Source organism: Methylobacterium sp. D48H (assembly GCF_053345715.1).
The window spans coordinates 473896-485623 of sequence record NZ_JBKFAP010000002.1; the positions used below are offsets into that span (position 1 = coordinate 473896).

General features: G+C 72.2%; 7 protein-coding genes and 1 rRNA gene. 5 read left to right on the top strand and 3 right to left on the bottom strand.

Features of this window, described 5'->3' with window-relative positions:
• The first annotated feature begins 197 nt into the window (after nucleotides 1–197).
• Complete coding sequence (locus tag ACLBX8_RS08640) at nucleotides 198–1685, top strand: DUF2252 domain-containing protein (RefSeq protein WP_447701331.1); 1488 nt, start codon at nucleotides 198–200, stop codon at nucleotides 1683–1685.
• A 113-nt stretch (nucleotides 1686–1798) separates the two neighbouring features.
• On the opposite strand, the gene ACLBX8_RS08645 is transcribed toward ACLBX8_RS08640, so the two are convergent.
• On the bottom strand, nucleotides 1799–2737 hold the full coding sequence (locus ACLBX8_RS08645) for a LysR family transcriptional regulator (RefSeq protein ID WP_020095076.1): 939 nt from the start codon (nucleotides 2735–2737) through the stop codon (nucleotides 1799–1801).
• 937 nt (nucleotides 2738–3674) lie between these two features.
• Entirely contained in the window at nucleotides 3675–5318 is a 1644-nt protein-coding gene (locus tag ACLBX8_RS08650; protein ID WP_447714978.1) for a GMC oxidoreductase, read from the bottom strand.
• A 234-nt stretch (nucleotides 5319–5552) separates the two neighbouring features.
• Here ACLBX8_RS08650 and ACLBX8_RS08655 point away from each other — a divergent pair, with 234 nt between their 5' ends.
• Genes ACLBX8_RS08655 through gluQRS form a run of 3 tightly spaced genes read left to right on the top strand, consistent with a single transcriptional unit; the run spans nucleotide 5553 to nucleotide 8789 of the window.
• Nucleotides 5553–7583 (top strand): ATP-binding protein, encoded by a 2031-nt coding sequence (locus ACLBX8_RS08655; protein WP_447701305.1) that lies wholly within the window; start codon nucleotides 5553–5555, stop codon nucleotides 7581–7583.
• 44 nt (nucleotides 7584–7627) lie between these two features.
• A complete protein-coding gene (locus ACLBX8_RS08660) occupies nucleotides 7628–7909 on the top strand; it encodes a hypothetical protein (RefSeq protein ID WP_100253865.1) in 282 nt (93 codons plus the stop codon).
• A gap of 16 nt (nucleotides 7910–7925) precedes the next feature.
• The gene (gene gluQRS, locus ACLBX8_RS08665; protein ID WP_447701306.1) at nucleotides 7926–8789 is read left to right on the top strand and encodes a tRNA glutamyl-Q(34) synthetase GluQRS; all 864 of its coding nucleotides are present in this window, start codon (nucleotides 7926–7928) and stop codon (nucleotides 8787–8789) included.
• 16 nt (nucleotides 8790–8805) lie between these two features.
• Here the strand turns inward: gluQRS and ACLBX8_RS08670 are convergent, their stop codons facing one another.
• Nucleotides 8806–10830 carry a M23 family metallopeptidase gene (locus tag ACLBX8_RS08670; protein WP_091927400.1) on the bottom strand — a complete coding sequence of 675 codons (2025 nt, stop codon included), beginning with the start codon at nucleotides 10828–10830 and terminating at the stop codon, nucleotides 8806–8808.
• A 600-nt stretch (nucleotides 10831–11430) separates the two neighbouring features.
• On the opposite strand from ACLBX8_RS08670, the gene ACLBX8_RS08675 reads away from it, so the two are divergent.
• Nucleotides 11431–11728, top strand: a 16S ribosomal RNA gene (locus ACLBX8_RS08675); the annotation flags it as partial.

Consider the following 11728-nt stretch of genomic DNA (forward strand, 5'->3'; position numbering starts at 1 on the left):
GCCGTGAACGACACGAGACGGAGGAACACCCCCCGAATACTCGGTTCGTTAGAGGGCCCCCCTGTAGGGTGGTCAAGGGCCGTCCGGGCCCGTGACGTCACAGAGCCGGCCGGATGCTAACGTGCGGTCCGCCGCCCCGGCTTCGGGCCGGTCGAGCGCACCGGCGGGGCCGACCCGGCTGCCGCGATGGAACAGCGATGGATCGCATCGAGAGCGACAAGACCGTGCCGCCGGGGGACCGGGATGCGGATGCCCCGGCCGTGGACTCGGTGCTGGCACCGGTCGCCGATTTCCCGCGGATCGACCTCCGCGCGGGCGTCGAGGCCTGGGACAAGCGGCGCAAGGCCGGCAAGCGGCTGCGCGCCGAGGTGCCCCACGCGGGCCAGGCCGCGCTGGCTTCCGATCCCGACCGGCCCGACCCGGTCGCCCTGATCGAGGCCGCCCACGCGGGCCGCCAGCCGCACCTGATCCCGCTGCGGGTCGCCCGGATGGCGAGTTCGCCCTTCGCGTTCTTGCGCGGGGCCGCGCACGTCATGGCCTGGGACCTGTCGCGCGGGCCGCGCAGCGGCATCGACGTCGTGATGAACGGCGACGCGCACACCGACAATTTCGGCCTGTTCGGCACGCCGCAGCGCGACATCGTCCTCGACCTCAACGATTTCGACGAGGTCACGATCGGCCCGTGGGAGTGGGACCTCAAGCGCCTCGCGGCCGGGCTGGCGATCGCCGCCGACGACGCGGGCCTGCCGGCAGGCGAGCGGCGGGCGGCCGTCATGGAGGCGGTCTCCGGCTACCAGCACACGATGCGGCGCCTCGCGCCGCAGGGCTCCCTCGACGTCTGGTACCAGACGACCCGCGCCGACGGCCCGCACATCGCAGGGCTCCAAATGAACGCGGAGGCCCGGGCGGTGGTCCGCCGGGCGGTCGACAAGGCGCGGCGTCGCAACAACCGCAGCCTGCTCGCCCAGGTGGCCGAGCGGCGCACCGACGGCACCTGGCAATTGCAGACCGACGCGCCGATCCTGACGCCCGTGGACGCGGCGACCCGCGAGGGCGTCGTCACCGGCCTGGAGCGCTACGCCGAGACCCTGCCGCGGGAGCGGCGCTTCATGCTTGACCGCTACCACGTGGTCGACGTCGCCCACCGCGTCGTCGGCGTCGGCAGCGTCGGGACCCGGGCCTACCTCGCCCTGCTGTTCGGCAATTCCGACGCCGACGCGCTCTTCCTGCAGGTCAAGGAGGCGGTCCGACCGGCGCACGCGCCGTACCTGCCAGGCGTGCCGGCGCCGTTCTCCGGGCACGAGGGCGAGCGGGTGATCTACGGCCAGCGCCTGCTCCAGGCGGTGGGCGACCCGCTGCTCGGCTGGACCAGCATCGCGGGCCGGCCGTTCTACGTGCGCCAGATGAAGAACCTGAAGGGCGCGATCCCGCTGGCGCGGATGTCCGGCGCGCCGCTCCTGACCTTCTCGTACGCCTACGGGACGCTGCTGGCGCGCGCCCACGCGCGGACCGGGGACGCGGCGGCGATCGCCGGCTACTGCGGCAGCGGCAAGCACCACGACCTGAGCGGGGCGATCGCCGACTGGGCCGCGGCCTACGCGGAGCGCAATGCGGCCGACTTCGCCCTGTTCCGCGCGGCGATCGCGCGCGGCCGCCTGGAGGCCGCAGCGGATCCGTGCCTGTGACGGTGCGGTCTGCTCGCGGCCGGTCGATGCCGTCCGCACGTCCGTCCTCGCGAGCGGAGCGAAGTGAGGACGGCACGGAATGCCTCGACCGTCGCGTTCAAGCGGAAAGCGTATCAGATGATGCCCGGCGCCGGCGGCTCGTGGGCCAGCCGGACCAGGAGGTCCCGCAGCCAGCGGTGGGCCGGGTCGTGGTCGTAGGAGGCGTGCCACAGCATCGACACGGGCACGTCGTCGAGGGGCACCGGCACGGGGCTGACGCTCAGCGCCAGGGCGCTGGCGAAGGAGGTGGCGAGCCGGGCGTGCATCGTGGCGATCACCGGCGCCGCGCGGACCATGAACGGGACCACGAGGAAGCGCGGGGTCGTCACCGCCAGGGTGCGCGAGCGCCCGATCAGCGCGAGGGCGTCGTCGACGACCCCGTGGGCGGTCTCGCGCAGGGACGTCAGCACGTGGGGGAAGCGCAGGTAATCGTCGAGCCCGATCGGCGGCTCCAGGCCGATCAGGGCGGCGTTGAACAGCACCACGTAGCTGTCCCGGTAGAGGAGGCGCTGCTTGTGGTGGAGCTGCCCCTCCGAGAACAGGCCGATGGCGAGGTCGACCCGGTCGGCGTCGAGCTCGTCGAGGATCCGGGTCCGGTCGACCGAGCGCAGCAGCAGCCGGATGCCGGGCGCCTCCCGCCGGAGCTGCGCGATCAGCCGCGGCCCGAGCAGCGCCTCGACGCTGTCCGGCAGGCTCACCGTGAAGACGCGTTCGACGGTGGCCGGGTCGAACCGCTCCTCCCGGTGCACCAGCGCCTGCACCTGCCGGAGGGTGGCGCGCAGCGGCTCGGCGATCTTCAGGGCGCGGGGCGTCGGCCGCATCCCGTCCGGCGCCCGGGTCAGGAGCTCGTCGTCGAACAGGCGGCGCAGGCGGGCGAGGCTCGAGCTCATCGCCGACTGGCCGATCCCGACCCGTGCGGCGGCCCGCGTGACGCTGCGCTCGTCGAGCAGCGCGTCGAGGGCGACCAGCAGGTTCAGGTCGATCCGGCTGAGATCGATATGGTCGATGGCCACGGGCGTCGCGTTCGGTGGAGGGTCGGAGTGCCGACATAGCAGATGAGACGGCTTGCCCGTCATCCCGAAGTCGCGCCGCGGCGTCCCGGAGTGACGGCAGGGCTCGGCCCATGTGACGGTGCCCGCGGCCGATGGTTTCTCGGCACCGACGTCCTTGCGAGCGGAGTGAAGCAATCCAGCAGCGCGACGCCTGCCGATGTTGCGCCGCCCTGGGTCGCTTCGCTGCGCTCGCGATGACGGAGAGGTGCGCGTCGACCGCGGCGCGCGCCTCAGTTTGCCTTGACAATGTTCCTATTTTGTGCTTCCTGACCGCACCTGTCCGCGGCGGCCCGGGAGCGATCCCGGGCCGTCCTTCGGGGGCCCGCCCGGTGGCTGACCGTGCGGGTCCGGGAACGGGGCGGCGCCCGCGTCGGTGGCTCTCAGCCGCCATCGCCTCGGGCGGCGGACCGGTGCGGGGCGTGCCTCGGACGCGGGCGTGAGACCGGGCGGCACTGTGCCCGGCGGGGTGAGGAAATGCCCCCGCGCCGACCCGCCTCTGGGCCGACCCTGAGCGACCTGCGGACCTGCCCACTACGAGGCGGGGAACGGCTGGAAGGCCACGGCGCCGATGCGGGTTCCGGAGGTGCGGGCACGGCGTGCACGCACCTCGACAGAGACCGCTAACGGGGAGTCGCAGGACCGGGACGTCGGAGACGCCGCGACGAGACAGACGGCACCGGCCGGGGACCATGCCCGGTCGATGCCGCGGGGCGCCGCGGGGATCGGATCCCGCGCGTACTTGGCCGACACCTGGGTTCCCGCGGCGTCCCGCGTCCCTCGTGCTCGCCTCCCGGGCCATGCCCCCGGCGCCAGTCGGCGCGCGGGGACGATCACGTGTGTCCGGTGCCGGCACCTCGGGACGAGCCGGGGAGAGCGATGGTTCGCGCCCCGCCGGTCCTCAGGCCGGCAGCGGCTCGCGCGGCTCGGTGTGGTCGAACAGCCGGGGCGGCGAGATCGCGTCCCGGGCGCCCATCCGGGCGACGAGATGGTCGGCGACCCGCAGGGCGTTGGCGATGATGGTCAACGTCGGGTTCACGGCGCCGATCGACGGGAAGAAGCTGGCGTCGGTCACGTAGAGGTTGTCCAGTTCGTGCGCCTTGCAGTTGGTGTCGAGCACCGACGTCCTCGGATCCGCGCCGAACCGCAGGGTCCCCGCCTGGTGAGCCGTCCCGCCGATCGGGACGTTCTTGCCCAGGTAGAGCGAGCGGTCGAACAGGTGCGGGTGGATGTCGGTGAAGCTGCAGATCTCGCGCAGCTTGTGCCGGAGCCGCTTATGCGCCTCGACGTTCGTCTCGGTGAGGTCGAGATGGACCTTGCCGTCCTTGTAGAAGATCCGGTTCTGCGGCAGCGGCACGTCCTCAGAAGTCAGCCAGAAGTCGACGGAGTGCTTGGCGATCCAGTCGAACGGCTTGTCGGGGAACCATTGCAGGAAGCCCGGCAGGCCCTCGCCGTGGATCTGGGCGCCGTCCGACTTGCCGACCATCTGGATGTGGCCGAGCGGGAAGTCCCAGCCATCCTTCGGGTCCGGATCGCCGAAGTAGAAGTCGTTGAGGCCGAGCGTCTTCTGGAACCGGGTCGGGTTCGGGACCTTCGAGATCGCCAGCACCGTCGAGTTGTTGTGGCGCATGTAGTTGCGCCCGACCTGATCCGACCCGTTGGCGAGGCCGTTCGGGTGGCGGTCGCTGGCCGAGCGCAGCAGCAGCAGCGCCGAGGAGAGGGCGCCGCAGGCCACCACCACGATGTCGGCCGAGGCCTCGAACGGCGCGCCGTCCCGGTTCCCGACGACGCCCGTGACGGTGCGGCCGGCGGCGTCGGTGACGAGGCGCTCGATGTAGGTGCGGGTGAGCAGCGTCAGGTTCGGGCAGTCGCGCAGGGCGGGGTCGACCACCATGGTCTGCGCGTCCGACTTGCCGTTGGTGGGGCAGGGGAAGCCGTCGAACGACTCGCACTTGATGCAGGGCGAGGTCGGCACCGCGCGGCCGTCCTTCTCCACCAGCCGCACGCCCACCGGCAGGTGGAACGGGTGGTGGCCGGCCCGCTTCAGGTTGTCGAACAGCTCCTGGATCCGCGGCTCGTGCGCCACCGGCGGATGGGCGTAGGGCTTGGTCGACCAGGGCTCGGTCGGGTCCTCGCCGCGCAGGCCGTGGACGTGGAACAGCTCCTCGGCCGCCTGGTAGTACGGCTCGAAGACGTCATACCCGACCGGCCAGGCCGGCGCGACGCCGTCCTGGTGGCGGATCTCGGCGAAGTCCTTCTCGCGGAGGCGGAAGAGGATCGAGCCGTAGAACTTCGAGTTTCCGCCGACGTAGTAGTGCAGGCCGGGGTGGAAGCTCTTGCCGTCGGACGAGTACCACGTCTCCTTGGCCTGGTAGTAGCCGTCAACGATCACCGCCTGACTGTCCCAGTTCCGCGGCTCGCGCAGCAGGTAGTCGCCGCGCTCGATCAGCAGGATGCGCTTGCCCGTTTGGGCGAGGCGCCACGCCATCGTGCCGCCGCCGGGACCGGACCCGACAATGATGACGTCGTAGTGCTCACCGGGCATGTACCGTCTCCGTCCGGACCTGCGTCCTGGCAGGCAACTCGCGAGCCGCTTCTCGGATCACCGCACGGTACCGTTGATCCCGCGCCGCGTCGCGGACTCCGCCGCGGATTCCGCCGCGGACTCCGCCGCGGACTCCGCGAAGTCCGCAACCGGCGGTTAAGGGCCTTTCCCAACGCCGCCTTCAGCTTCGGCTGCGATCCTGCGGCGGACCGGCCCGATGCCGGGGAGGCCGGAATGATCGACACGCTGGCGCCTGTCCTGGCGCTCCTGACCGCGGCCGCACTGGCCTTCGCCCTCTGGCGCCGGCTCGGAACGCGGCGCGCCGAGCGCGAGGCCGAGCGGCTGCAGGACCGCCTCTGGCGGATCAGCGAGAGCGAGGACCGCTACCGCGCCCTGGTGGCCGCCACCACCGAGATCATCGTCCAGCGGGATGCCCGCGGGCGCATCACCTACGCCAACGAGGATTTCGCCCGCCTCCTCGGCCGCGAGCCGATCGCGCTGATCGGCTCCCAGGACGATCTCGAGATCCTCGACCGGAACGCCGTGGAGATCGGGCCGGACGGGGTCCGCCGCCTGGAGGCGCAGGTCCGGACGGCGGACGGGCGGGCGCGCTGGTTCGCCTTCGTGGAGATGCCGGTGGCGCACGGCGACGCGACGCACTGGCTGCGGGCGGGCCGGGACGTGACCGCGCGGGTGGAGGCGATCCGCAGCCGCGACGCGGCCCTGGAGCGCGCCGAGGCGGCGAGCGTCGCCAAATCCCGCTTCCTGGCGACCGTGAGCCACGAGATGCGGACGCCGCTCAACGGCATCCTGGGCATGGCCGATCTCGTGCTCGGGACCGCGCTGAACCCCGAGCAGCGCACCTACGTGGAGGCGGTGCGCACCAGCGGTCAGGCGCTGCTCGGCCTGATCGACGGGGTCCTCGACTTCTCGCGGATCGAGGCCGGGCGCCTGGACCTCGCGGCCGAGCCCTTCGACCTGCCGGCCCTCTCCGAGGGGATCGTCGAGCTGCTGGCGCCCCGCGCCCAGGACAAGGGCATCGAGATCGCCCTCGACGTGGCCGAGGACTTCCCGGCCGCGATCCTGGGCGACGCCGACCGGGTGCGGCAGATCCTGATCAACCTCGCCGGCAACGCCATCAAGTTCACCGAGCGCGGCGGCGTCGGCGTCAGCCTGAGCTTTGCGCGGGCCGGGACCGGCGGCGAGGTCGTGCTCGCCGTGGCGGATACCGGCCCGGGGATCCCGGAGGAGCGGCTGCCGATCCTGTTCGAGGAGTTCGAGCAGGGCGACGGCAGCGCGAGCCGCAGCCACGAGGGCACGGGGCTGGGCCTCGCCATCACGCGGCGGCTCGTGACCCGCATGGGCGGGCGGATCGAGGCGGATTCGCGCCTCGGCCGGGGCTCGACCTTCCGGGTCCTGCTGCCGCTCGCCGAGGTCGCGGCGGCCGAGGATAGCGGGCGCGCGCCGCTGCCTACGCTCGCCCCGCGGCGCTGTCTGATCGTCGCCGACTCGCCGTTCCAGGCCCCGTACCTCGCCCGCAGCCTGTCCCGGGCCGGGGCCGCCACCGTGATCGTCGACAGCCTGGAATCGGGCCTGGACGCCCTGTCGGGCGCGGCCTTCGACGCGGTGCTGGCCGACCGGGCACTGGGCGACGCGGCGGTGCGCCAGATCGCCGACGCGGCCCGCGCCTGCGGGGTCCGCACCAGCCTCGTGCTCCTCTCGCCGTTCGACCGGCGCGGCTTCGGGTCCCCCGGCGCGGCGGGCTTCGACGGCTACCTGATCAAGCCGGTCCGGCCGCGCTCCCTGTTCGAGCGCCTGCTCGCGTCGACGGGCCCGGTCGAGGCCGCGGCCGCGCCGGCGGCGGAGCCGGCGCGCGTCGGCTCCAGCCTGCGGATCCTGCTGGCCGAGGACAACCCGATCAACGCCCTGCTGGCGACCCGGGCCCTGGAGCGCCTCGGCGCCACGGTGATCCACGCCGTCGACGGCCTCGAGGCCCTCGCGCGGCTGGAGACGGACGGCCCCTTCGACCTCGCGCTGATCGACGTGCGGATGCCCCGCCTCGACGGGCACGAGACCGCCCGGCGGATCCGCGCCGCCGAAGCGGGCGGCGCGGACCGCCTCCACCTCGTCGCGCTGACCGCGAATGCCGGCCGGGAGGACGAGGTCGCCGCCCGGGCGGCCGGCTTCGACGGGTTCCTGGCCAAGCCGCTGAATCTGAAGCTGCTCCCGCCGCTGCTGGAGCGCCGATCCGCGCGGGCCGCCTGAGCGCGCGTTGACAGGCGGGCGGGTCCCGCGCCAACAGGAGGCCCATGTCGACCGTCAGCCCTCCGTCGCCCGCACCGCGCTCGTCGAGCGGCGCGCTTGCCGCCTGGGGCATCGCGGTCCTCGTGATCGCCACCGTGCTCATCGGCGCCCTGGCGCCGGCGCGGCACGCGTCGCCGGCGGTGTCGGCGGCCGACGATCCGGCCTGCCTCGAGTGGACCGACGGCTGCAAGGTCTGCCGCCGCCTGGCGGAGGGACCGGCCTGCTCGCTGCCCGGGATCGCCTGCCAGCCCGGCGCGCCGCAGTGCCTGACCCGCCGGGACGGGTGATCTGCCGGACCGGTCCGTGACCGCCGCGGCTCCGGTGCTGCGCTTCGCGCCGAGCCCGAACGGACGGCTGCACCTCGGCCACGCCTACTCGGCGCTGCTCAACGCGGACCTCGCCGCCCGGATGGGGGGCGTCTGCCGCCTGCGGATCGAGGACATCGATCCCGCGCGCTCGAAGCCGGACTTCGTCGACGGGATCGTCACCGACCTCGCCTGGCTCGGGCTGACCTATCCCGAACCGGTGCGGCGCCAGTCCCGGCACATGGCGGCCTACCGGGTCGCCCTCGACGGGCTGATCGCGAGCGGGCTCGCCTATCCGTGCTTCTGCTCACGCGGCCAGATCCGGGCGCGCGTCGCCTCCGGCGGCGACGGCCCCCGCGATCCGGACGGCGTGCCGCTCTATCCCGGCACCTGCCGCCACTTGGACCGGGCGGCGGCCGCGGACCGGATCGCCCGCGGCGACCCGCATACCTGGCGGCTCGACATGGCGGCCGCCCTGCGCCGCGCCGGCCCGACCCACGGCTACGTCGCCTTCGAAGCGGCCGGCGCGCACCGGGTCGCGGCGGATCCGGCACGCTGGGGGGACGCGGTGATCGCCCGGCGCGACGTGCCGACGAGCTACCACCTCGCCGTGGTCCACGACGACGCGGCGGAGGGGATCACCCACGTGGTGCGGGGCCGCGACCTCGAGGCGGCCACCGACCTGCACGTGCTCCTGCAGGCCCTGCTCGGCCTGCCGGTCCCGCGCTACCGCCACCACGCGCTGCTGCTCGATACCGGGGGCGAGAAGCTGGCCAAGTCGCGCGGCTCGCGATCCCTCGCCGACCTTCGGCAGGCCGGCGCGACGCCCGAGGCTGTCCGCGCCCGGCTTGGCTTCGCCTGAACGGCAGCGCGCGCTCTCAGCGGACCGCCGCGTCGCGCTGGGCGAGGGCCGTGGCGCTCTTCGACTTCTGCATGGTGGCGTCAATCTGCTCGCGCTGGCGCTTGAAGTCGGCGAGCAGGCGCCCGTCGAGCTCCCGGCCGCGGGGGACGCGGATCTTCATCGGGTCGACGAAGTGGCCGTTGATGATCACCTCGTAGTGGAGGTGCGCGCCGGTCGACAGGCCGGTCGAGCCGACATAGCCGACGATCTGGCCCTGCCGGACCTTGACGCCCTCGCGGATGCCGCGGCCGAACCGCGACATGTGGTTGTAGGTCGTCACGTAGCCGTTGACGTGCTGCAGCTCGACCCGGTTGCCGTAGCCCGAGGTCATCTCCGCGCGGATCACCACGCCGTTGCCGGCCGCCATGATCGGCGTGCCGATCGGGTTCGACCAGTCGACGCCCGTATGCAGCTTGGCATAGCCCAGCACCGGGTGGCGGCGGTAACCGAAGCCGGAGCGCATGATCCCGTCCGCGATGGGCTTGCGCAGCAGGAACTTCTTCAGCGACCGGCCCTGCTCGTCGAGGTAGTCGATCGTGCCGTCGTCCGGCGACTGGAAGCGGTAGACCTTGCGGGTCTCTCCACCGAGCGTCAGCGCCGCGTAGAGCAGGTCCGGACGATCGGCGCTGGCCTCGTCGTCGGTGCTGTAGAAGACGTCGAGCCCGTCACCGCTGCCGATGCGGCGCTGGAAGTCGAGGTCGTAGCTGAAGACGCGGACGATATCCTCGACCGTGGCCCGCGGCAGGTCGTGGCGCGCGGCCGTCTCGTAGAGGCTCTGGTACAGGCGCGGCCCGGAGCCGGAATCCTCGTCCTCGTCCTCGCCGGCCTCCGCCTGAGGCTGTCCCTTGGGGGAGGGGGCCTCCTCGGCGGGGGGCGCCACCGACACGAAGGCGCCGCGGTCGTTCAGGGCCGCGATGCCCTCGATGCCGTTCTCGCCGTACAGCACCACGCGCGTCACCTGGCGGGGATCGCCGGGACGGGGCCCGGGGGCGACCTGGACGCGCATCGGCTGCCCCTCGTTGAGGGCAGCGGTGCGGGTCTTGCCCCCGAGCGCGGCGACGATGCCGCGAACGGCATCGTCGCTCGCGAGGCCGGTGGCCTTGAGCGTGGTCTCCAGTGTCTCGCCGCGCTTCAGCGCGAGATCGCGCTCCTCCACGAGCGGCGCCTCGTTGGCCTTCAGCTCGACCTTGGCGACCTTCGTGACGTTCTCCGGGACGACCAGCACCTCGATGGACTTGAAGGGGTTCGCGTCCTTCGGCACCGCACCGTCGCCGTCGCCGGCCGCGCCCTGCTGGAGCGTCCGCGACAGCATGATCTGCGGGGCGATCGGGATGGCGGCGCGGCGCCCTGCCTCGGCGGCGATGCGGCGCTCCTCCTCGACCTGCGCGGTGACGTCGTCGTCGCTGAGGGCGGGCGCGTTGGCGTCAACGGCAGCGTCGGCGAGTTCGCGCTTGACCACGGTGACCTCCGCGCTGGGGGCGTCGGCGGACGCGTCCGGTGCGCGCTCCAGTGGCTCGTCGGAGACGAACTTCATGGGGTCGAAGCGGGGCGGCTCGGCGGCGTAGACGCCCGTCGTCATCGACAGGGGCGTCGTCAGCCGCACGAAGGCCTTGGCCTTGATGATCTCGCGGTCGCCGAGGCGGACCGTGACCGGCGCCTTGAAGCTCTGCTTGGCCGAGGCGATCATGAGGTTGCGCACCAGCCGGTCGCCCTTGCGAGCGATGTTGGCGCCGCTCTCGCTCGGCTGGGGGCGGGGCATGATCGCCGCCTTCTCGGGAATGGCCGCGAAGGAGACGTCGCCCTGGAGGGACACGTGGAGTGCCGCAGCGATCAGACCGGCGCCGGTCAGGCCGGTGAGGCTGCTGGCGCAGAGCCAGCGGAGGTTGACGGCGCGTCGGTCGATCTGCGTCGCGGTCGCGCCGAGATGGTCGAGAGGCTCGTGCACCCCGCGTGCCGGGGGGAGGGCGGCCACGTCGCCGATCTTGAGTCGCTCGCGCTTCACTCGAAGGCCCTGAGAAGACGATGGCGAACGGGCGTTCCCGCGGGATCCGCGGCGCTGAGGCCGGGCTCGACCATACCGGAGGCGACATCCGCGCCCGGCAATCTCATCTCACGACCCAGCGTGTCGAGATTGAGGCGTGCTGCTCCCGAGCGCCAGCCCCGGCGCGGGAAAGACCGCGATCATCCACCGCCAGGCTTACGGGTGGTTCGCCGAGCCGGCCGGCAAAAAGGGTGTTGACGGCCCGGATTGGCGGCTCTATACCCCGGCTCATCGGCGCCGGCCGCGGAAGTGGACCGGGCGCTGAGCCATCTTCTGACAAACGGCGGGATTGGCCGGCGGGATTGCCGGGCGGTCTTCTGTTTGCCTCATGAGCCTCAGGCGACTGAGGCGCTCTTTGACAAGTTGGAATGAGGAAGGGAGACGCGGGCGGCGTTTGTCCTTGCGGCTGGGTCTTAGGACCTGGCGTGAGTAGACTTGTGCCGATCTGTTGTTCTTCTTTCTGAGCTCACCGACGGGTGTTCTGGCGCTGTGAAGCGTCTGGCACTTGGTCGATGTGAGGCTCCGTCTGAGAATATAGGTGATCGGCCAGATCAATCTCTTCAACGTGAGAGTTTGATCCTGGCTCAGAGCGAACGCTGGCGGCAGGCTTAACACATGCAAGTCGAGCGGGCCCTTCGGGGTCAGCGGCGGACGGGTGAGTAACGCGTGGGAACGTGCCTTCTGGTTCGGAATAACCCTGGGAAACTAGGGCTAATACCGGATACGCCCTTATGGGGAAAGGTTTACTGCCGGAAGATCGGCCCGCGTCTGATTAGCTAGTTGGTGGGGTAACGGCCTACCAAGGCGACGATCAGTAGCTGGTCTGAGAGGATGATCAGCCACACTGGGACTGAGACAC